General features: G+C 40.4%; 23 protein-coding genes. 9 read left to right on the plus strand and 14 right to left on the minus strand.

The window, feature by feature from the left end; genetic code table 11:
- Nucleotides 1-68 precede the first annotated feature (68 nt).
- The 9 genes from hemW to rsmE all read right to left on the minus strand — a co-directional run bounded on the left by hemW (nucleotide 69) and on the right by rsmE (nucleotide 6,896).
- Nucleotides 69-1,208, minus strand: coding sequence for a radical SAM family heme chaperone HemW (gene hemW, locus M0M83_RS04800; RefSeq protein ID WP_125893696.1), 1,140 nt, complete (start codon nucleotides 1,206-1,208; stop codon nucleotides 69-71).
- Nucleotides 1,201-1,794 carry an XTP/dITP diphosphatase gene (locus M0M83_RS04805; RefSeq protein WP_248467744.1) on the minus strand — a complete coding sequence of 198 codons (594 nt, stop codon included), beginning with the start codon at nucleotides 1,792-1,794 and terminating at the stop codon, nucleotides 1,201-1,203. The genes hemW and M0M83_RS04805 overlap by 8 nt, the downstream gene beginning before the upstream one ends.
- 16 nt (nucleotides 1,795-1,810) lie before the next feature.
- Nucleotides 1,811-2,395: a YggT family protein gene (locus tag M0M83_RS04810; RefSeq protein WP_102139769.1), complete on the minus strand. Its 585-nt coding sequence runs from the start codon at nucleotides 2,393-2,395 to the stop codon at nucleotides 1,811-1,813.
- A gap of 19 nt (nucleotides 2,396-2,414) precedes the next feature.
- Complete coding sequence (gene proC, locus M0M83_RS04815; protein ID WP_248467746.1) at nucleotides 2,415-3,236, minus strand: pyrroline-5-carboxylate reductase; 822 nt, start codon at nucleotides 3,234-3,236, stop codon at nucleotides 2,415-2,417.
- Between the two features lie 13 nt (nucleotides 3,237-3,249).
- Nucleotides 3,250-3,942 (minus strand): YggS family pyridoxal phosphate-dependent enzyme, encoded by a 693-nt coding sequence (locus M0M83_RS04820; RefSeq protein ID WP_248467747.1) that lies wholly within the window; start codon nucleotides 3,940-3,942, stop codon nucleotides 3,250-3,252.
- Between the two features lie 146 nt (nucleotides 3,943-4,088).
- Nucleotides 4,089-4,508: a Holliday junction resolvase RuvX gene (gene ruvX / locus M0M83_RS04825; protein WP_125893688.1), complete on the minus strand. Its 420-nt coding sequence runs from the start codon at nucleotides 4,506-4,508 to the stop codon at nucleotides 4,089-4,091.
- Nucleotides 4,508-5,071: a YqgE/AlgH family protein gene (locus M0M83_RS04830; protein WP_125893686.1), complete on the minus strand. Its 564-nt coding sequence runs from the start codon at nucleotides 5,069-5,071 to the stop codon at nucleotides 4,508-4,510. Before M0M83_RS04830 ends, ruvX begins: the two co-directional genes overlap by 1 nt.
- Nucleotides 5,072-5,207: 136 nt before the next feature.
- A complete protein-coding gene (gene gshB / locus M0M83_RS04835; RefSeq protein ID WP_213912877.1) occupies nucleotides 5,208-6,155 on the minus strand; it encodes a glutathione synthase in 948 nt (315 codons plus the stop codon).
- A gap of 9 nt (nucleotides 6,156-6,164) precedes the next feature.
- Nucleotides 6,165-6,896: a 16S rRNA (uracil(1498)-N(3))-methyltransferase gene (rsmE, locus tag M0M83_RS04840; protein WP_125893682.1), complete on the minus strand. Its 732-nt coding sequence runs from the start codon at nucleotides 6,894-6,896 to the stop codon at nucleotides 6,165-6,167.
- 571 nt (nucleotides 6,897-7,467) lie between these two features.
- On the opposite strand from rsmE, the gene M0M83_RS04845 reads away from it, so the two are divergent.
- Nucleotides 7,468-7,986, plus strand: a complete 519-nt coding sequence (locus tag M0M83_RS04845) for a prepilin peptidase (RefSeq protein ID WP_248467748.1) — start codon at nucleotides 7,468-7,470, stop codon at nucleotides 7,984-7,986.
- Between the two features lie 41 nt (nucleotides 7,987-8,027).
- Here M0M83_RS04845 and M0M83_RS04850 read toward each other — a convergent pair whose 3' ends face one another.
- Together M0M83_RS04850 and M0M83_RS04855 are read right to left on the minus strand one after the other, a co-directional pair.
- Nucleotides 8,028-8,672: a DsbA family protein gene (locus tag M0M83_RS04850; protein ID WP_248467749.1), complete on the minus strand. Its 645-nt coding sequence runs from the start codon at nucleotides 8,670-8,672 to the stop codon at nucleotides 8,028-8,030.
- Between the two features lie 175 nt (nucleotides 8,673-8,847).
- Complete coding sequence (locus M0M83_RS04855) at nucleotides 8,848-9,720, minus strand: MBL fold metallo-hydrolase (protein WP_248467750.1); 873 nt, start codon at nucleotides 9,718-9,720, stop codon at nucleotides 8,848-8,850.
- Nucleotides 9,721-9,850: 130 nt separating this feature from the next.
- Here M0M83_RS04855 and M0M83_RS04860 point away from each other — a divergent pair, with 130 nt between their 5' ends.
- Complete coding sequence (locus tag M0M83_RS04860; protein WP_248467751.1) at nucleotides 9,851-10,771, plus strand: LysR family transcriptional regulator; 921 nt, start codon at nucleotides 9,851-9,853, stop codon at nucleotides 10,769-10,771.
- On the opposite strand, the gene M0M83_RS04865 is transcribed toward M0M83_RS04860, so the two are convergent.
- Nucleotides 10,745-11,680 (minus strand): LysR family transcriptional regulator, encoded by a 936-nt coding sequence (locus M0M83_RS04865; RefSeq protein ID WP_213912873.1) that lies wholly within the window; start codon nucleotides 11,678-11,680, stop codon nucleotides 10,745-10,747. The two genes, M0M83_RS04860 and M0M83_RS04865, sit on opposite strands and share 27 nt — an antisense overlap.
- 126 nt (nucleotides 11,681-11,806) lie before the next feature.
- Here M0M83_RS04865 and lysA point away from each other — a divergent pair, with 126 nt between their 5' ends.
- The 4 genes from lysA to M0M83_RS04885 all read left to right on the plus strand — a co-directional run bounded on the left by lysA (nucleotide 11,807) and on the right by M0M83_RS04885 (nucleotide 15,243).
- Nucleotides 11,807-13,066 carry a diaminopimelate decarboxylase gene (lysA, locus tag M0M83_RS04870; protein WP_112307884.1) on the plus strand — a complete coding sequence of 420 codons (1,260 nt, stop codon included), beginning with the start codon at nucleotides 11,807-11,809 and terminating at the stop codon, nucleotides 13,064-13,066.
- A 171-nt stretch (nucleotides 13,067-13,237) separates the two neighbouring features.
- Entirely contained in the window at nucleotides 13,238-13,873 is a 636-nt protein-coding gene (locus tag M0M83_RS04875) for a sel1 repeat family protein (protein ID WP_248467752.1), read from the plus strand.
- A 21-nt stretch (nucleotides 13,874-13,894) separates the two neighbouring features.
- Nucleotides 13,895-14,551: a hypothetical protein gene (locus M0M83_RS04880; RefSeq protein ID WP_213912871.1), complete on the plus strand. Its 657-nt coding sequence runs from the start codon at nucleotides 13,895-13,897 to the stop codon at nucleotides 14,549-14,551.
- Nucleotides 14,548-15,243 carry a hypothetical protein gene (locus tag M0M83_RS04885; protein ID WP_248467754.1) on the plus strand — a complete coding sequence of 232 codons (696 nt, stop codon included), beginning with the start codon at nucleotides 14,548-14,550 and terminating at the stop codon, nucleotides 15,241-15,243. The genes M0M83_RS04880 and M0M83_RS04885 overlap by 4 nt, the downstream gene beginning before the upstream one ends.
- A gap of 79 nt (nucleotides 15,244-15,322) precedes the next feature.
- Here the strand turns inward: M0M83_RS04885 and fadE are convergent, their stop codons facing one another.
- Nucleotides 15,323-17,788, minus strand: coding sequence for an acyl-CoA dehydrogenase FadE (gene fadE / locus M0M83_RS04890; RefSeq protein ID WP_248467756.1), 2,466 nt, complete (start codon nucleotides 17,786-17,788; stop codon nucleotides 15,323-15,325).
- 390 nt (nucleotides 17,789-18,178) lie between these two features.
- Between fadE and lpcA the strand changes: the two genes are divergently transcribed.
- Entirely contained in the window at nucleotides 18,179-18,757 is a 579-nt protein-coding gene (lpcA, locus tag M0M83_RS04895; RefSeq protein ID WP_125893661.1) for a D-sedoheptulose 7-phosphate isomerase, read from the plus strand.
- A gap of 28 nt (nucleotides 18,758-18,785) precedes the next feature.
- A complete protein-coding gene (locus tag M0M83_RS04900; RefSeq protein ID WP_125893659.1) occupies nucleotides 18,786-19,553 on the plus strand; it encodes a class II glutamine amidotransferase in 768 nt (255 codons plus the stop codon).
- Here the strand turns inward: M0M83_RS04900 and M0M83_RS04905 are convergent.
- Nucleotides 19,524-20,261: a L,D-transpeptidase family protein gene (locus M0M83_RS04905; protein ID WP_213912867.1), complete on the minus strand. Its 738-nt coding sequence runs from the start codon at nucleotides 20,259-20,261 to the stop codon at nucleotides 19,524-19,526. The two genes, M0M83_RS04900 and M0M83_RS04905, sit on opposite strands and share 30 nt — an antisense overlap.
- Before the next feature lie 416 nt (nucleotides 20,262-20,677).
- On the opposite strand from M0M83_RS04905, the gene M0M83_RS04910 reads away from it, so the two are divergent.
- On the plus strand, nucleotides 20,678-22,021 hold the full coding sequence (locus M0M83_RS04910) for a Na(+)-translocating NADH-quinone reductase subunit A (RefSeq protein ID WP_125893655.1): 1,344 nt from the start codon (nucleotides 20,678-20,680) through the stop codon (nucleotides 22,019-22,021).

The following is a 22,021-nucleotide window of genomic DNA, read 5'->3' on the forward strand; positions in this document are numbered from 1 at the left end:
ACTTTAATTTGAAGTGGGCTTTCATCTAATTTACAAGCGAAATGATTTATAAATGAACGGAATAACCGCTATTCTTCACCTAAAAATAACTCTAATAGAGAATTGAGAAACAATTTTCCATGCTCTGTGATCTGCCATTCATCCGCCGTTTCTGTGATATAACCTTTAGCTAAGGCTTCATCAATAGCCGCTCTAACTGTTGACTCTGGTAACCCAGTATATTGGGTAAACTCAGTTCGAGGCATGGCTTCAAGTAAACGAAAACGGTTCATGAAATATTCAAATGGCCTATCAGAGGCGTCAACATCATAAGATTGATGCATGTATCGGCCTTCCATATAACCTCGAGGATGCTTTGTTTTTACGGTTCGTAAAATTTGCCCATCTTCAAAAGAAATTTTTCCATGAGCGCCACAACCAATACCTAAATAGTCACCAAAGCGCCAGTAGTTGAGGTTGTGTTGGCATTGGTAACCGGGTTTAGCATAGGCAGATGTTTCATATTGCTGATAACCTGCCGCACTCAATAATTTATGGCCTTCGGTATAAATATCCCATAGCGTATCGTCATCGGGTAATACCGGAGGACGTGAGCCAAATTGGGTGTTTGGTTCAATGGTTAATTGGTACCAAGACAGGTGTGGAGGTGCAAGTTCAATGGCTTGGCGCAGGTCAGATAAACCTTCAACTTGAGTTTGCGCAGGTAACCCGTGCATTAAATCGAGGTTAAAGCTTCTTAAATTAAGATTGGTGGCTAACTGAGCGGCGCGCTTCGCTTCATCAGCGCCATGAATACGGCCTAAAGTGATTAACTTGTCATTACCGAAGCTTTGTACGCCAATAGAAATACGGTTGATCCCTGCTGCTTGGTAACCAGCAAAACGGTCAGCCTCAACAGTACCGGGGTTGGCTTCCATGGTGACTTCCGCATGAGGGTCTAGAACAACTCGCTGACGTACGCCATCCATTAAGGCCTGCATTGACTCTGCACTTAATAAACTGGGCGTTCCACCCCCAATAAAAATGGTTTTTACCGAACGCCCAGCAACTAATTTTGCATCAATGTCTAAATCGGCCAATAAGTGCGCCACATATTCTTGCTGAGGGATTTCCCCTTTAAGTGTGTGTGAGTTGAAGTCACAATAAGGGCACTTTTGCACACACCAAGGGATATGGATATACAGGCTCAGCGGAGGTAATTTAAGCATTCTTTAGCACATCCAACATCATTGTGAGTGCTCTTCCACGATGTGAAACGGCTTGTTTTTCTGCTTTAGTTAACTCTGCTGAGGTGCAACCTAATTCAGGAACATAAAATATTGGGTCATAACCGAAGCCACCTTGGCCTTTGCGTTCATGAGTTATAACACCGTGCCAGCGACCATGAAAAACCAACGGCGTTGGGTCTTCTGCATGGCGTAAATAGACTAATACACAGTTGAATTGAGCCTGACGTTGGTCATCAGGCACATTTTTCATTGCTTCTAATAGCTTAACTAGGTTTTGCTCGTCTGTTGCTTCTTCACCTGCGTAGCGGGCAGAGTAAATTCCCGGCGCGCCACCGAGGGCATCAACGGAAATTCCTGAATCATCAGCAATTGCGGGTAACCCGGTTTGCGCTGCTGCATGGCGCGCTTTTAGGATCGCATTCTCAATAAAGGTTAAGCCCGTTTCTTCTGCGGACTTAACACCTAATGAGGTTTGAGCGACGATATCCATCCCAAAATCACGTAGTAGGTCAGCTAACTCATTCACTTTTCCCGGGTTACCGGTGGCTAAAACAACTTTTTGCATTATTTAAAACTCGTTTTTACATAATACCAATGGAATACATCATTGCAGTTAATGATGGGTCAATCATCAGTGAAATATCAACACGCAAATAATTCAGAGCGATTAAAATAAACATGACAATCATTGCGGAGAAATCTAACCCGCCCATCGCAGGGATGATTCGGCGAATTGGTGCCATTAAAGGTTCTGTTAATTGGTACAATAAATAATCTACAGGGTTACGGCCTTGGCTAACCCAGCTTAAAATCGCACGGATTAAAATCATCCAAAAAATCAATTTACCAGTATAGGTTAATAATAAAATCAGCCCCATAGGCAGAATGCTTACACCTAAAATTGGGAGTAAGTTAGTCGCCCACATACCAAAGATAATGGCTGCAATCGCTAAAATAAACGCAACAACGACAGATGCGGTATCTATCGCACCAAAAGAAGGAATGACTCGGCGCAATGGTGCGACAATAGGTTGTGTTGCTTTAACGACAAATTTAGAAAAAGGGTTATAGAAATCTGCACGTACCCACTGCATCCATACGCGCAGTAGTAATACAAAAATGTACAGTTGGATCAGGGTCGTAACGACGAATACTAAGGTCTGCATGGTGAGTTCCGCGATTAATTTAAAAAAGTTTTTCCATTTCTTCAGCTCTATTTATTGCGCTTTGCATTGCATCGGCAACAATCTGCGGAAGATTTCCATTATAAAATTGCTCTAAAGCCATCGCGGTGGTACCGCCTTTAGAGGTGACTTGTTCACGTAGAGTCGAAAAAGCCGTATCGTTTTGCGACTTAGCAAGCTCTACAGCCCCTTCAATCGCCTGAAGAACAAGGTCTCTAGCTTGCTGTTTATCATAACCGAGTTGTTCCGCTTTTTGTTGCATCGATTCCATAAATAGAAAGAAATAAGCCGGAGAGCTACCAGTAATGGCAATAATGTTATTGATTTCTTGCTCTTGTTGGCACCAAATCGTGGAGCCGACACTCTGCATCAGTTCTTGTGCAAATTGTTTGTCTTGCTCTGAAACTTTCCCTTGAGCAAATAGCCCACTAACGCCTTTCCCTACCAATGATGGTGTGTTTGGCATGATGCGTACTAAATTCAGCGAATGAGCGAAATAGTCGTTATAACGTTCAGCTGGGATCCCAGCCGCAATGGTGAGGATTAATTTTTGCTCAAAATCAGCCGCATTTTGTAGTGGTTCACATACTTCTTTCATCATTTGCGGCTTAACAGCAAGGACAATCACATCTGCAGCTTTAACAGCGGCTAAGTTATCATCACTGCTGATAATGCCATATTGTTCAGCCAGTTTTTCTCGACGTACAGGCGTAGGAGAACACACCGTGATCATCGATGCAGGGTAACCATGGTTAACCTGCCCAGCAATGATGGCGTGAGCCATATTTCCGGCGCCGATGAAGGCAATTTTACGATGTTGCATTCTGTTCTCCTATTTATGGGTGATATTGGCGCGCGCCAAAAATAGCGGTTCCTATGCGAACAAGTGTTGAACCGCAATGGATTGCTGCGCGCATGTCGTCAGTCATCCCCATTGAAAGCGTGTCAACTGTGGGATAAGTAATTTGTAATTGCTTAAATGCCTCATTCATTTGATGAAACACAGCACATTGGCGCTCATAATCCGTTTCAGGTGCAGGAATTGTCATTAGCCCACGTAACACAAGGTTGGGCATAGTCGCGACTTGTGCAGCGAGCTCTGCCACTTCTTCTCGCGTTATACCCGATTTACTGTTTTCATCGCTGATATTAATTTGGATTAGCACATTGAGAGGGGCTTTTTCACTGGGACGCTGGTCATTTAAGCGCTGGGCAATTTTCGCTCTGTCTAAGGTATGGAACCAGTCAAAATGTTCAGCGACAAGGCGGCTTTTATTTGACTGTAACGGGCCAATAAAATGCCAAATAAGGTCATTTCTGTTCGAAAAATATTGAATTTTTTCAACACCTTCTTGAACATAATTTTCACCAAATTGGCGCTGACCTGCCTCAATGGCTTCTAAAATAGCCTCACAAGGTTTTGTTTTACTTACCGCAAGTAGCGTAATGTCTTGTTGTGAGCGCTGACACTCTGCGGCAGCATGCTCAATACGCGCGGTGACATCAGAGATATTATTTTGAATGGTCATTGTTTTATTCAATATAGTTTATTCAATACTATTTTATTCATGTCATACATGAACAGCGACTGTTGACCATAGTGTAAAGCAAATTACATCAGAGCGGCACCTTTGCATGAGATTAAGACGAAAAATAACCTCATATTCGTGTAAATTTAAAGATGTTGCTCAAACCAGCTTTCAAGGATCACTACGGCAGAGGCTGAATCCACTTTGCCCTTACTGAGTGCGCGATAACCACCTTGTTCAAAAAGACCTGCTTTTGCTTCAACAGTGGAAAGACGTTCATCATGTAATTCGACTTTAACACCAAAACGGCCATGAATGCGATTTGCAAAATTACGGGCTTGGCTTGTAACGAGTTGCTCGGTACCATCCATATTAAGGGGAAGTCCAACAATAACCAACTGAGGTTGCCATTCTTTAAGTAACTTTTCGATTTGTTGCCAATCAGGGCGGCCGTCACTCGCTTTTAGTGAGGTTAATGGTCGTGCAGTACCTGTAATTTCTTGTCCAACCGCTACACCGATGCTTTTGGTTCCAAAATCAAAGGCTAACAAAGTTCTTCCAGACATTAAGCATGCCCCGCTTGCATTGAAATGGTATAAATATCAACACCAATTAATTTAGCCGCAGCGCTCCAGCGCTCATGAATGGGGGTGTTAAAAATAAGCTGAGGAGAAGCTTCGACAGTTAGCCAGCTATTTTCCATAATTTCCCGTTCAAGTTGGCCAGGTTCCCAGCTTGCATAACCTAGCGCAACTAATGAGTTTGCAGGTGAGTGCTCACTTCCTAACGTTTCTAAAATGTCTTTTGACGTTGTCACCATCACTTCATCATTTAAATGCAGGCTAGATAAAAAACCCTTAATCGGTGTGTGTAAGATAAACCCATGCTCTTCTGCAACTGGGCCACCTGCGATGACTGGCTTTTTTAAATTACGATCATCAACTTTATCTGAAATTGTGATTTCGAGTTTTTTGAGCATCGTATCGACGGAAAAGTCATCAATAGGTTTGTTAATCACAATCCCCATCGCCCCTTTTTCGTTGTGCTCACACACATAAACGACCGATTGTTCAAAATAAGGGTCTGTTAAGGATGGCATGGCGATAAGAAAATGGTTTTGCAGATTCAAACTTAGACTCCAGCAAATTTAATCATAATTAATAGAATACAATAAAAGGTTAGATTATAGGTGGTAGAGCAAACTGATGACGTTTACCGTCTAAAAACAGTAAAAATCATCAGTAAAGATAAACCACCGCTATAAATTATTTATTGAGACGGCGTTCAATGGCATCCATTAACATACCGGTAATGGAGATATCAAATGCAGCTTCAATTTCCCGTGCACATGTTGGGCTAGTCACGTTAATTTCGGTTAAACGGTCACCAATGATATCGAGGCCAACAAAGATTAAGCCTTTTTCTTTTAATGTTGGTGCAACGGCTCGTGCAATGGCCCAATCACTTTCACTTAAAGGACGCGCTTCCCCGCGCCCACCTGCAGCAAGGTTACCTCGGGTTTCGCCTTGAGCTGGAATTCGCGCTAAGCAATAAGGAACAGGTTCACCATCAACAACTAAGACACGCTTATCACCATCTTTAATTGCCGGCAGAAAGTTTTGTGCCATGCAGTAGCGAGAGCTATGTTCTGTTAGCGTTTCAATAATCACACCCACATTTGGGTCATCTTGCTTGAGGCGGAAAATCGAAGCGCCACCCATGCCATCTAGTGGTTTAAAAATGACATCGCCATGTTTTTGGTGGAATTCTCTCAACTTTTGTGGGTTGCGAGTGACTAATGTGTCCGGTGTTAGCTCAGCAAACCAAGCAGTGAAGAGTTTCTCATTGCAGTCACGTAGGCTTTGTGGTTTATTCACAATTAAGGTGCCAGCTTGCTCCGCTCTTTCTAGAATATAAGTCGCATAGATAAACTCAGTATCAAAAGGCGGGTCTTTACGCATTAAAATGGCATCAAGAGAACTTAGCGCAATATCTTGCTCTCCTTGAAACTCATACCATTTTTCTGGGTTTTCTTCGACCGTCACGATTTTGGTTTGTGCGCGAGCTTCACCTTGGTGTAAATACAGGTCATTCATTTCCATATAATGGATTTCATAACCACGACGCTGAGCTTCCAACATCATTGCAAAACTGGTGTCTTTCTTGATTTTGATGGATGAAATAGGATCCATCACTATACCGAGCTTGATCATTTTTTCTCCTTACCCCAGATCACCTAAGCGCACTTGCAGTGCTGTGATAGCGGTTAGCGCAGTCGTTTCTGTTCGTAATACTCGAGGCCCTAACAGTATATCGGTAAATTGATAATTTGCTGTCATGGCAATTTCGTCTGCTGACAAGCCACCTTCAGGGCCAATCAACAATCGTACTTTCTTCAGTTCAGTGGGTAACGTATTAATACTTTCTGTTGCCCTTGGGTGCAAATTGACTTTAAACGCGCCGTCATTTTCCGCGCACCAGGCTTCAAGGGGTTGCACTGGGCGAATTTCTGGAATTCGGTTGCGGCCGCATTGTTCACAGGCTGCAATTGCAATTTTTTGCCACTGCAGTAATTTTTTTTCGAGCCGTTCACCGTCTAAGCGAACACCACAACGTTCTGATAATAAAGGTGTTATTGTATTAACCCCGAGTTCAACAGATTTTTGGATGGTAAATTCCATTTTTTCCCCACGAGACATGACCTGCCCAAGGTGTAAATCGAGTGGGGATTCTCTATCGTCAATTTGGCTATTTTCAATATGCACGAATACATTTTTTTTAGTAGCTTCAGTAATTTCAGCGCTAAAGATCTGATTGCTGCCATCAAAAAGTTCGAGTTTTTGGCCCGCTGTCATGCGTAGTACCCGACCTACATGGTTTGCAGCATCATCACCAAGAGAAATCGTTGTCTTTATTTGAAGAGGCTCAGGGTGATAAATGCGTGGAACGCGCATAGTTTTTCCTTAGTACAGACTGGGTTAATAAATAATATAGCTTTGATGAATATGGGGGTTGAATTGTTAAACTCAAGCACTGCTACCTAGTTTATAACGAAATACTGGCCTTTTATAGTATGTCTGTGCCATAAGGGACATCATTAAACAGTAATGAAAGTGAACTAAGTGATAATAATATTCGAATAAACCGACTTTAATCTACGGAATTAAAGTGTTTGGACTAGATGAAATTCACAGTATATTTATTTTTATCTCCATAAAGGAATAAGGAGTTAATATGAAGGAACTAATCTGTGTTTTAATATCATCGGTTATATCTATTATTGCACCATCAGAGCAACTCACCCCATCGTGTCAAAATGAATCTGGTATCTATTTCATTGATTTTGTTTATATTTTCTTTTGTTTTTTTATGTTGTTAATATCGATTTTCTTAACTAAAAAACTGCTCATCTATTTGCCGGTTGTTTGTTTTGATAAATCGGCAATCATTATGAAAAACACTATTTTGTTTCTAATATATAGTGCGTTAATTTCTATAATATATTTGGTATCTAATGATTTTAGAATGATTTTATTTTTAATTTTATATATTAATTTAATAATTCCATTATTTATCATTGATAATAAAATAGGTTATCTTCCTGATATCCTGACATACCCATTATTATGGTTGGGGCTGTTATATCAAATCCATTTGCCGAATGGGAATGTCGTTTCCGCTATTTATGCGGTGTTACTCGGTTACTTAGTGATGCTAATGGTGGTGACATTGGTTGAGAAAAAAACGCATCAACCACAAATGGGAAGAGGGGATTTTAAACTCGTTGCAGCTTGTTCGGCCTGGCTTGGGGTTTGGCAATTACCTTACTTTCTGGGGGTTGCCGCAGGGGTGGGGCTATTACAATACTGGGTAACCTATGGGTTATTGCCTAAAATATACACAAAGAAGCAACAGACAAACCTAGCTGATTTTGAGGGAGCATCTTTGGTACAAATAGCTAAAGAAACGAAGACAATCCCATTTGGGCCTGCGTTAATTATTAGTGCTAGCGTATGGTTGTATTTATCAATAAGGGAATACTGAATAAAAAAACAACCATACGTGCATACAGGAAAGGGAATTTATTAAGATGCTGCAGTGACTAAAGAATCTAAAAACTGCTGCCACTTACTCGGTTCACCAAGGTAATTTTGTAATGGAACGCGTAACCATTTATCTTGCTGTTGTATCAACAGCGTTGGGAAACCGGAAGCCCCTGACTGTGCTAACAGCGCCTTACTGCTTCCGATGTGGGCTGGAGTTTCATGCTGTTCACATTCGCTGTAGTCGGACACATACTGGGTGACATCAAGGCCAATCTCTTTTGCGAGGTCGAGAAGCACGTCGGCATCTTTAATATGGCGCCCTGAAACATAGTGCGCTTTTTGGATGGCTTTAAGCATCTCAAAGCCTTTGCCTTGCTTGGTTGCCGCTAATATCGCGGTTTGTGGTGGCGTTGAATCCATGACCAAATTAGGTTCGTGTAGCATTTTTATGTAGCCATCGCCAAACTCTTGCCCAGTCATTGATGCAATTCGTTTATCGGATTGCAGGATATATTGGCGAAACTCATCATCTAAGTGTAAGCGTGCATTACCTGCTAACATGCCGCCACCGTGCATTTCAATGTTGATATTTGGGTGTTGGTTAGCAATTTCAACTAAAGGTGCGGCAGCGTAACACCAGCCGCAATAAGGGTCATAAATATAGTGTAGGGTGATGTTGCTCATAATCGTTCTCTTGGTTTGCTATTTTTAAGTAATTTGAATTAAGTTGTATCATTATCATCAAAAGATTAATACCACTATCATTCCATTAAATCAGCCAAATTGTTTTGGGTAAGTCATTCAGTGAGTAGATGCGGGATATACTCACTGAATGGCTGGAATAGTGAATATTACTTGGTTATTGAGGCCATTTCATTTCGCCTTTAATGACTTTCGCACTAAGCTCTAAACTTGATTTGTCATCTAATTGTGGATACTTCGCTGCAACTTTTTGGATGAGTTCATCTGAGTTTCTACTTGTTTTATATGCACTTTCAAAGTCCTGTAAATATTTTTGAGTGAAAGAAACCGTCGTTACATCTAATTTAGACGCCCCCGTAAAGTGGCCGGGAACAACGGTTGCTGGGTTCAGAGCTTTGATGTCTTTTAATGTTTGTAGCCAATTTTTGCGTGACTCTTCTGTTTGGGTATCCGCTACCCATACATGAATATTGTCAGAAACAATAACGCCACCCACAACGGCTTTTAATGATGGAACCCAGAGATAAGTTCTATCTGGTGACACGCCATCAAGGCCTTTAATTTCAAGTTTTTCGCCATCAACGGTGAAGTAGTCTCCTTTAATAACTTCAGGGACAATAACATGGGCAGGGGCTTCATCTTTTAATACACCGCCCCAGTAAGCCAGCTTGCCATCTTTAGTGGCTTTAATGGCTTCAACTGTGTTTGCTGTTGCGATCACTTTAGCCTCTGGGAAGGCGTTTGTTAGGGTATCTAGCCCAAAATAGTAGTCTGGGTCAGAATGGCTAATGTAAATCGTAGTTAATTTTTTATTGAGTTTTTTAATCTTATCAACCAATTGTTGTGCATCATTTTTTTGAAATTGTGCATCAATCAACACCACTTCACTTGAACCGCTAATTATTTCAGAGGAAACTGGAAATACGCTGTTATTTCCAGGGTTATAAACATCTAGTGTGAGTGTTTCAGCTTGGGCCAGATTTATCGTTGTGGCAAATAGCGCGGTTGCCGCTAATAAGGTCAATTTCATGTTGTATCCTAAAATGAAGTTATACAGAAAAGTTTGTTTTGCATGTCGTGTATACTAAATTGCAATGATGAGATGAAAAACCCCATAATTAGGTGTTGTTTGTTGCATAATTCGGTCAAATGAGAATGGTATGGATAGATTAAAAGCGGCGGAAGTATTTATTACTATTGTTGAACAGGGCAGCCTAAGCGGCGCAGCTGAAAAACTGGATATGTCTAGAGCGATGGTGACACGCTATTTGTCGGAAATGGAACAATGGGCGGGAGTACGTTTATTAAATCGCACCACACGGAAATTAAGTCTAACTTCAGCAGGGGAAGGGGTATATCAACAATCTTTGCAACTTAATGCGATTTCCCAAATGGTGCCTGTGCAGCAAGAGCTTGATGCAAAAGCATTATCTGGTTTAGTGCGTATTAGTTGTTCACAATCAATCGCCCAAAGTGCGCTTTCTGTGGCTATTTCTGAGTTTATGCAGCTCTACCCGAATATGGCTATTGATATGCAAATATCGAATAAATCGGTTAATTTGATAGAAGAACGAATTGATTTGGCTATCCGTATCACAAATCAATTGGAACCGAGTTTAATCGCAAAACCCTTGTCAACTTGCCATTCTGTCATTTGTGCTTCACCTGACTTTTTAAAAGGAAAAAAACAGCCTGAAAAGCCAGAGGATTTAGTTTTGCTTGATTGCTTAACCTACAATTTTTTTGGTCGTAGCTTATGGGTATTTGAAAAAGCAGGCGTGCAGTATAGTGTATTAGTTGATGGGCGCTTAAGTGCTAACGAATCCGTATTTCTCGCTGAAGCAACATTGCAAGGCGCAGGTGTCTCTATGCAACCTTATTATTCAGTTGCTAATCATTTGGCTTCAGGGAAGTTAGTTCAGTTATTACCTGAATATACGCCAATGCCGCTAGGTATTTACGCTGTGTATACTAGTCGGCAAAAAATGCCAACCGCCCTGAGGGTGGTGATTGATTATCTGGCCAATTGGTTTGAAACTTCACCTCACTGGCAGTTATTGATGCAACAGCGCGGAAGTTAGCTGGGTTTTTATTTGATTAAAGTTATCCTCTAAATGTTGAGTAAAAATATTGGTCAATTGTGATGAGGGGCGGTGAATAGGCCTTATCAAGCTAACAGTAAAAGGAATCGAAAAACTGAGTGGGCGCAGCGCTAACTTCCCAGCGGATTGTTGGTGAAAATCTAATGCAGTTAACGGGTTAACAATAGAAACTCCAATCCCTTTTAGTGCCATGGCGCAAATGGATGATGCCGAATGCGTTTCCATGACCATTTTGCGTTCGACGTGATGTTCCGCAAAGGTTGAGTCAATTAACTGACGATAGCTGTCAGTTAATGACAGGCTAATAAAACGTTGGCCTTGAAAATCGCTGGGGGTTAACACGTCTTTTTGGGTTAAAGGGTGGCTCGCCGGTAAGACACACACTTCATTTAAACTTCCCAGTGTTTGTTGTTCAGTTCCTGGTGGCATTTGTAGATGCTCTGTTAAGCCGAAATCGTAACGTTGGGCTGACAACCACTCTTCTAGTACAGGGGACTCTTGTGGGATCACCGTGATACTGACATCAGGGTAGTTTTCCATAAATGACTGGCAAACTTGGGGTAATAAAGATTGGGCGAAAGCCGGTAGACAGGTTATCGATATTTGTGCATGTTCGAAGCGGCGGATGGTTTCTGCTGAATTTTTAATGCGTTCCAAGCCATAATAAGAGCGTTCAACCTCTTCAAGAAAGCGTAACCCTTGTGCTGTTGGCTGTAAACGTCCTTTGACCCTATCGAATAACTTAAACTGTAAAAGGTATTCTAAGCGAGCAAGTTCACGGCTGATAGTCGGCTGTGAGGTGTTTAGCAGCGCAGCGGCTTCCGTTAGGTTAGGGGTCGTCATTACTGCACGGAATATTTCGATGTGCCGCCATGAAATGGCTTGCATAAAAAGTCCTTAAATAAAGTCCATATCAAATATGAATAGACTTTAGCAAAATAGATATTTTTTTTCCCGTATTATTCTTTGAATAATAGCTTTTAATATAATAAAAACTTGCAAACGAGAAAGACAATGACTTCATTCGCAACGACAACAAGCCAATATTTAACCCCTGAGTATTTACGCGCATTACCTGAGCAGTATGGTAGCCCTGTTTGGGTTTATGATAGCGCGGTGATCATTGAGCGTATCAAGCAATTACAAGTTTTTGATACCGTGCGCTTTGCACAAAAAGCGTGCTCGAATATTCATATCCTGCGCTTAATGAAGCAGCAAGGCGTTAAAGTCGATTCCGTTTCCTTAGGGGAGATTGAACGTGCGCTGGTGGCAGGGTTCCAGCCCGGGCGTGAAAACTCAGAAATCGTCTTTACAGCGGATGTGCTCGATAGGGCGACATTAGCGAAAGTCACTGAGTTAGATATCCCTGTGAATGCTGGCTCGATTGATATGCTTGAACAAATTGGCGAGCAAAAAGCTGGCCATCCTGTTTGGCTGCGTATCAACCCTGGTTTTGGTCACGGTCATAGCCAAAAAACTAATACTGGCGGCGAAAATAGTAAGCACGGTATTTGGCATGAAGACTTATCTTTAGCGTTAGAAAAAATTCGCCATTACAATTTGTCATTGATTGGTATTCATATGCATATTGGTTCTGGGGTTGACTATCAACATCTTGCCGATGTATGTGATTCTATGGTGGCGTTAGTCACAACCGCAGGGGTTGACCTTCATGCCATTTCAGCAGGTGGCGGGCTATCAACACCGTATCGTGAAGGCGATGAATTAATCGATGTGCAGCATTATTACAGCTTATGGGATAACGCTCGCCAACGTATCGAACAACACTTAGGACACAAAATTGAACTTGAAATAGAACCTGGCCGATATTTGGTTGCGGAATCAGGCGTATTGTTAGCTGAAGTGCGAGCCGTTAAAGATATGGGTAGCCGCCACTATGTGCTTGTAGACAGTGGTTTTAATGATCTAATGCGCCCAGCAATGTATGGCAGCTATCACCATATTTCAGTATTACCCACGGATGGACGTAACGTTGATGGGGCTCAACTAAAAGACACTATTGTCGCTGGCCCTCTGTGTGAATCAGGAGATGTATTTACCCAGTTAGAGGGCGGTTTAGTGGTAACTCGCGCTTTACCTGAGGTAAAAGTTGGCGATTTTCTGGTTTTTCATGACACTGGCGCTTATGGTGCATCCATGTCATCAAACTACAATAGCCGCCCATTATTACCCGAAGTGATGTTTGTGAATGGCAAACCACAATTGATTCGCCGCCGCCAGACGATAGAGGAATTATTGGCGTTGGAGTTGTAATTTAAATAATTCCTCAAAAAATTAATGGGTCCAGCTATTAAATAAATGGCTGGATTTTTTTGTTTTTAATTAAGGTTAAAATTACTCTTTTAGGTTATTTACAATACTTTTTTATATGTAAAAATAAATTTGTTTTCTTTTAATGATTGATTTTATTTAAATGAGAATAATATGAAATTGATGATTTTTATACTTGGCTTAGCCTTTTTAGAGTGTAAAGCTAATGGTTTTAAAAGAGATATCATTATGCCATCATATAGGATGTTATCATTTAATTATGATAGTAAGTATTTAATATATGAACCATCTATTAGTGATGAGTACCCACCACCAAGAAATGAAAAAGATTTCTTTTTGTTAGTTGAAAAGGCTGCATCAGGAGATTCAAATAGTAATTTATTATTATTTAAATTATTCCTTAAGGATTCTAATTGCAAGTATTTTGATTTTAAACCGTCGATACCTAATTTCATCTGCAAAAAAGCTGTTAATTACTTAATTGAATCAGTTAATATAAATCCTGATAATAATATGGCGTTATTTGAAATGAGTAAACTTTATCATAAAGGGGTTGTATTGAATAAAAATGAAAGTAAAGCAAATCTAATTCTAGATAAAATAATAAAAAAAGGAGGGAGAGATTCTGTATTAGTCTGTGACTACTTAGTTGAAATTACTCTTTTTGATGATGATGGAAATATAAAAAATATTGATAAATCTAGATATTATGCAGATATTGGAGCTAAAAATGGTAGCGAAAAATGTAAAAAATATCTCAATGATATAGATAACTATATGAGAAATTAATAGAGATAAAAGGGGGGATGTATGGATGTTAAAGAATATATACCAGAACATTATTTACAAAGCGTAAATGAAGGTGATAGTCGATTGTTTGAATTAGATGATAATGGTTTCTCTAGCTATGGAGGACCTAGCTTTACTATATTTGTTTCTCCGCCAGATAGCCAATATATAGATGTTGTAGGTGATAATACAAATATAGGGGATTCTTCTTTTGGTCATGTGTTTATTGGTCTTAAAGGCACAAATCCGGAAAGTAACCAATTTGAAAGCGTATCTATAGGTTTTAGTGCTGGTAATAGTTTTTTGACCAATACGGATAATATTTCATTCGATGATCATAATAAGTATTCAGAAGCATCATCTTTGACAATTGTGGGACAAGGACCTGTGTTTGATAATGATTTAAATAATAATGGAGTGGAAACTTTACCATATGATTTTGGTGTGCTATTTAAATTTAATGGAGAGCTAAAAAAAACCGGATGGGTTTCTCCCAGTGATGCATTATTGGTAATGGATAAAAACAGTGATGGTAAAACGCAGTCTGAAGAATTATTAGGTTTGAGTAAGGCCGGTATTTCATCTATAAGCTTAAATAATGAATTAATGACTACAATGAAAAATACACTACCATTTTTAAAATCAAATAACGATCGCGTATTTAATGGGTTAATATGAAATGGTTATTGGTTGTGCTAGTTTTTATTCTCAGTGGATATGATTCATATTCATACAGTGAAAATTTTTTACAAAGTAGTGACGTGAAACCTCCGTCGTATAGGATGCTTGCTTTTTCTACTAATAATATGAAGTATGAAGAAGAGAAAAAATTTTTTCAGGCCATGACACCAATTGAGACAGCAGAGAAATTTTATCTACTCAAAAATAAAGTAGATAAAGGTGACGCCAAAACCCATTATCTTTTATTTTTATTATATTTTGATGATTCGACCTGTTCTGAAAAAAGTCTAGTCAATTTAAAGCGAATTGCAGATGAAAATTGTTTAATTGGTTTAGAATATTTAAATAAAGCTGTAATGATTGATCCTAATTTCCAGCTGGGTTTATACCGATTAGCTTACTTTAATAATCACGGAGTTGGTGTGGATATTGATTTGGATCAGTCAATAAAATATTGGGAAAGGTTGATAGAAACTAAAGGTTATTACCGTCTATTAGCGTTAGAGGCCGCCTCTGAAATCTATTTTTATGAATTTGGAAAAATAGACAAAGCAAAAGAGTATCTAACAATTTGTGCAAATGAAGGTGGGGAGATTTGCCAATTTAAGCTAGGTGACTGGGATAATAAAATTAAATTACGACCTTATATATTAGAGGCTAAACAGCGAAAAAACTCCCCGAGTACGTAGAAAATTGATGTACAATTTACACTAATAAAAAACTCAAGGGGCGAATAACTCCTTGAGTTTTTTATTACTTAATAATCAATCAAGCCGCTTTCTTTTTCTTACTGGTTTCTTCATTTGACGGCTCATTTGGCGACTTTTTTGTAGGAAGTACACCCAAATCATCAAATTCAAACTCATCGACATTAATTGTCCGTAATCGACTTGCTTCTGCTCTACGCAAGATATCGGCTTCTTCTTGCGTAATCACATTTTCAGGAAGTAATTGGTCAGCAAGCTTATCTAAGCGAGTAAAGCTGAGCTTACGCTCTTTTAAGCGGCAAATACGTTCGAAAATAGGTTCAGCGGCAATGATATCCAGCAAGGCTTGGTTAACTAAGCCATGAGGGTTGTTTTCCGCAGGTGTTAAATACTGCCCACGGCCCAATCTGTCGCGCGTTTCTGATGGCTCCATCAGGATTTGAGCCAGTTTATGGTCAAGTCTGTCAGATGGCATAGACATTGAACGACCAATTGGGAACAGCGTGAAACGCATAACTGCTGCTACAGCTCTGTTTGGGAAGTTTTTCAATAAATCATCCATTGCCTTTTCAGACTGATACAAACAATCTTCAACGGCCCATTTCACGAGTGGTAAGTCAGCTTTTTGGCGGCCTTCATCTTCATAGCGTTTTAAAGTTGCAGATGCGAGGTATAAGTTACTTAAAATATCCCCTAAACGAGCTGAGATACGTTCGCGACGTTTTAAACTGCCACCTAACACGCCCATGGCAACATCGGATAGCAATGCTAAGTTGGCACTTTGGCGGTTTAGCATTTGATAGTAACGACGGGTTTCATCTTTGGTCGGAGCATGACTTCCACGGCCATTGGTCAAACCAAGCCAGAAGCTACGGAATTGATTACTAATTACATGACCAATATGGCCAAATACGGCTTTGTCGAATTTATGTAAGTTATTATCCTGTGCTGCGGCCATTTCTTCTAATACAAAAGGATGGCAACGGATAGCCCCTTGGCCAAAGATAATCATACTGCGGGTGAGGATATTTGCCCCTTCAACCGTAATGGCGATTGGTGCGCCTTGATAGGCTCTAGCAACAAAGTTTGAATCCCCAAGGCAAATGCCTTTACCGCCAGTAATATCCATGGCATCAATAATGGCGCGCTGGCCTCGGTGCGTACAATGGTATTTAACAATAGCAGATAGAACAGCAGGTTTTTCACCTAACATAATCCCAGAGGTAATGAGAGTTGCCGCCGCATCCATAAGATAAGTATTACCCGCAATGCGTGCTAATGGCTCTTCAATCCCTTCCATTTTACCAATGGGTAACTTGAATTGGCGACGAATATAAGAGTAAGCACCCGTTGCGATGGCAATACTCTTCAAACTACCTGTTGAGTTAGATGGCAATGTAATACCACGGCCCACAGAAAGGCACTCAACCAACATTCTCCAGCCTTGGCCTGCCATTTTTGGACCACCGATAATGTAATCGATAGGTACAAAAATATCTTGTCCGCGGGTAGGGCCATTCATAAATGGAATATTTAGTGGGAAGTGGCGATGACCAATTTCAACTCCTGGGGTGTTGGTTGGAATTAATGCACAGGTGATACCAAGGTTTTTCTCACCGCCTAATAGCTTATCTGGGTCTGAAAGTTTGAATGCGAGGCCTAATACGGTGGCAATTGGCGCTAAGGTAATATAGCGTTTGTTCCATGTTAAACGCATTCCTAATACTTGCTCGCCTTGCCATTCACCCATACAAACAACACCTGAGTCTGGGATAGCACCGGCATCGGAACCTGCTTCAGGGCTGGTTAGCGCAAAGCATGGAATTTCTTCACCCGTCGCTAAGCCAGGTAAATAACGTTGTTTTTGTTCGTCAGTACCATAATGTTGCAGTAATTCGCCCGGGCCTAATGAATTTGGCACACCTACCGTGATAGCAAGAATACCAGACACGCCTGCGAGCTTCTGTAGAACCTGTGACTGTGCATATGCAGAGAACTCAAGGCCACCATATTCTTTTTTGATGATCATAGCGAAGAAGCGGTGATCACGTAGGTACTGCCATACTTCAGGTGTTAAGTCCGCAAGTTCATGGCTCACTTCGAAGTCATTGACCATGCCACAAACCGTTTCAACAGGCCCATCAATAAACGCTTGTTCTTCTGCCGTTAATTGAGGTTTCGGGTAGTTGTGTAGCTTGTTCCAATCAGGAGCACCACGGAAAAGATCACCCTCCCACCAAGTTGTTCCCGCATCAATCGCTTCTTTTTCTGTACGTGACATCGGTGGCATGACTTTTTGGAACATTTTCATCGCACGAGCGGAGAAAAGAGATTGGCGGACTGGGCTGAATACAAAAGGAAATAATACCAAGGCGACTGGTAGTAACAGCCAGTAGCTCCAAAGGTTCATGGCGCCCATCACTGCGGTGTAGGCTAATAACAATACTGTGCTAAAAATTAAAGCGGTTCTGTGATAACAAAGTACGCCGATTAAGGCGAGAAATAACACAATGCTGAGAAGGATCATAATTAAGCTCCCATCCACTTGTAAGAGGTCTGACCTGTTTATTGCTTTAATCTATACCCATTAATAAAGAGTTAGCAATATATTTACATCTTAATTACAACTTAGCTCACAAAAACGTCATATAAAGGAAGTTATCGTCGGAATTTGTTTTATTGGCTTTATAAAAAGTAAGGTGATTGGTTATGAGTTCCGATGAACTTTGTCGATAGGATCAAGACAGCACAATCAAAAGTAGAAACAAAGTTATCCCTGTGCAACAATCTGACTATTAAAGATTAATTACTGATATCTATTTGAGTTTTGCCATGGAGCGCTATTTTTCTTTTAGGATAATTTGGATATGAATTAATCGTACTTTCTATAACGTATTCTTAATTAAGAGGAAATCTCATGTATCAAGACTTAATCCGTGGTGAGCTGACAGAAGCGGCCGAAACGTTATCGAATTTTCTTAATGATGATGCGAATATCGCTGCTATCCAACAGGCCGCAGTTCTACTCGCTGACTCTTTTAAAGCGGGTGGCAAAGTATTATCTTGTGGTAATGGAGGATCTCACTGTGATGCAATGCATTTTGCTGAAGAATTAACAGGACGTTACCGCGAAAATCGCCCTGGCTATCCTGCGATCGCAATATCAGATGTGAGTCATATATCTTGCGTGAGTAATGACTTCGGCTATGAATATGTGTTTTCACGTTTTATCGAAGCTGTAGGTATGAAAGGGGATGTTTTACTCGGAATTTCTACCTCTGGTAATTCAGGAAATATCATTAAAGCGATTGCGGCTGCACGTGAAAAAGGCATGAAAGTCATCACGCTAACAGGTAAAGATGGCGGGAAAATGGCCGGCACCGCGGATATCGAAATTCGAGTCCCACACTTTGGGTATGCCGACCGTATCCAAGAAATTCATATTAAAGTTATTCATATCTTAATTCAGTTAATTGAAAAAGAGATGGTGAAATAACAGTTATTACTGTTTCAGGAGTTTTTAAATGTGCGAGTTACTTGGCATGAGTGCCAACGTTCCAACCGATATTTCGTTTAGCCTAAGTGGGTTAATTTCCCGAGGTGGGCAAACTGGCCCACATAAAGATGGCTGGGGAATTACCTTTTATGAGGGGCTCGGGTGTCGCACATTTAAAGATCCCCAACCGAGTTTTTTGTCACCAGTCGCTCGCTTTGTGCAGGAATACCCGATTAAGTCAGAAAGTATTGTTGCTCATATTCGCCAAGCAAACCGAGGGGATGTGTCGTTAGTAAACACTCACCCCTTTACTCGAGAGCTATGGGGGCGCAATTGGACGTATGCGCACAATGGGCAGTTAAAGGGATATCGCACACTGAAAACTGGTCGCTATTGCCCGATAGGTGAAACCGATAGCGAATGGGCATTTTGCTGGATACTTCATCAACTCAGTGAAAAGTATCCACGCAGGCCATCGAATTGGAAAAGTGTATTCCGCTTTATTGCGACCTTAGCTGACCAATTGCGTCATAAAGGTGTGTTTAATATGTTGCTGTCTGATGGGCAATATATGATGGCATTTAGTTCAACGAATTTACATTGGTTAACGCGCAAGGCACCATTTGGTAAAGCTAAATTACTTGACCAAGATATTGAAATCGATTTTGAGCAATGCACGACACCTACTGATGTCGTTTCTGTTATTGCTACGCAACCACTAACGGGTAACGAAAATTGGCAGCGAATTGAACCTGGCAACTTTGTCTTATTCTATCTTGGTGAGCGCATATTGTGATTTAGACCCTAACAATTTTGTTGGGGTTTCAGTTTGGTCAATAACTGCATATTTACCGAACGCGACAGACACCTCGGCGGGTCTTCCTGTACGGTTGAAATAGTCGTAAGCAGGTTGGAGTTGTTTCCAAAAGCTATAGTGGCTGGAATTGCGGTAGCGCAGCATATTTTCATTTGTCATTCTAAATGGATAAATGCTGACGTTAATGACAGGTTGGCCACTGAGTAGGGCCGTTTCTACTCTTTGGTAAATTTCTCCCATATATTTATCCGTCATGGCATAACATCCTACAGAAACGCAACTGCCATGGATCATAAGATAGCTACCGTTATAGCCTTGTGCTTTATCAAACTCATTAGGAAAACCAATATTGATAGATCGGTAATACCGACTGTTAGGATTGAGCTGTTCTGCTGTAATTTGATAAAATCCTTCCGGGCTTTTCAGGTCACCCTCAATTTTTTTGGGACCTAGCCCGCCTGAAAATTTACAAATTGGGTACGTTTTCGATAACTCATATTTTCCTGATGGCGTTTTTTGATAGAGTTCTAATAAACCTTCTTGCTTAAATATTTGAATAAAAATAGATGTGTTTAGGTTATCAGATACGTTATTGTTAAGTAGAAATGAATAGTTACTCGCCTGAATAGCAGGGGAATATATGAGTGTAAATAAGAAAATTGCACTAAAAAATTTACTTAATTTCATATTTAAGCCATATCACGAAAATGTTATTGAATAAAAAGAGTACATATTTTATGCATTCTAGATGAGTAAATCGGAAATTAATATAGTTTGTTAATAGTTTTTAGATGGACCTTTGTTGCTTAAAAAATAAACATTAGTCGATAAATATGAGCTAAAGCATCGATAATAACGAATTGTTAACAGAAAAATTTAAATATTAATGCAATTTGCTTGAACTATGTCACTTCTATAGCCGGACATAGCGAGTGGGAACTGATAAAATTATAGTTGGCAGAAGATAAAATTTAGTAACAATTATGTGAGAATACCTGCTTAAGTGATGACAATTGCTTGAGCTATTTTTTATTTAATGAGTCGCTATCATTCATTGCTGAATCGTTAGCTTAGGGTTTAACTGATAAACTTGTGCAGATCTTATGATTAAAATTAAAAAAGGCCTCAACCTTCCTATCGCAGGTGAGCCAGCCCAAGTGATAGAAGACGGCCCGAAAATTCAACACGTAGCTTTGCTAGGTGAGGAATATGTCGGAATGCGTCCTTCGATGCTGGTTAAAGAAGGTGAGCGTGTAGTTAAAGGACAGGTTCTTTTTGAAGATAAAAAGAACCCAGGGGTTTTGTTTACAAGCCCCGCCTGTGGTCAAATTATTGCGATTAATCGTGGTGAGCGTCGTGTGCTTCAATCTGTTGTCATCGAAATTGATGGTGACGAACAAGAAACTTTCGCAGCTTATACTCGTGATGAGCTATCAACGTTAACTCAACAGCAAGTTGAAGATAATTTGATAAAATCGGGTATGTGGACATCTTTAAGAACGCGTCCATTTAGCCGTTCACCTCAGCCTGGTTCTTCACCTGTCGCTATTTTTGTCACTGCAATGGATACTAACCCACTTGCAGCGGATCCTGTTTTAGTTATTCAAGAGCAAGAACAAGCATTTAACGATGGGCTTTTGGTTTTAAGTCGCTTAACGGAAGGTAAAATCCATGTGTGTCATGGAGAGGGAGACTTACCGAAGAACACAACACATAACCAAATTTCTTATACTCAGTTTGCAGGGCCGCATCCTGCTGGTTTAGCGGGAACTCATATTCATTTCTTAGAACCTGTTAGTATTAAGAAAAAAGTTTGGAGCCTTAATTACCAAGACGTTATTGCTATTGGTAAGCTATTTGTTACGGGTCACCTATACACAGACCGCGTAATTTCATTGGCAGGGCCACAAGTTGAAAAACCACGTCTTCTGCGTACTCGCCTAGGTGCTGATTTATATGAATTAACACAAGGTCAGCTTAAAGCAGGTGAAAACCGTATTATTTCGGGTTCAGTCCTTTGGGGCGTGACATGCGATGATACTCATCACTATCTTGGTCGTTTTCATAATCAAGTCTCAGTGTTAGCCGAAGGTCGCGATAAAGAATTATTTGGCTGGATTATGCCTGGTGTTAATAAATTTACGATTACTCGTACCACAATCGGGCACTTCTTGAAAAATAAACGCTTTAATTTTACAACGACAATGAACGGTGGCGAGCGTTCGATGGTACCAATTGGTAACTACGAGCGAGTCATGCCTCTTGATATCATGGTCACTCATTTATTGCGCGATCTCCTTGCCGGAGACACTGACACATCACAAGAATTGGGCTGTTTAGAGTTGGACGAAGAAGATTTAGGTTTATGTACCTACGTTTGCCCAGCGAAATATGAATATGGTCCGGTATTACGTGATGTTCTGACCAAGATTGAGCTAGAAGGGTGA

This window comes from Providencia rettgeri (assembly GCF_023205015.1).
Classification (GTDB): Bacteria; Pseudomonadota; Gammaproteobacteria; order Enterobacterales; family Enterobacteriaceae; genus Providencia; species Providencia rettgeri_E.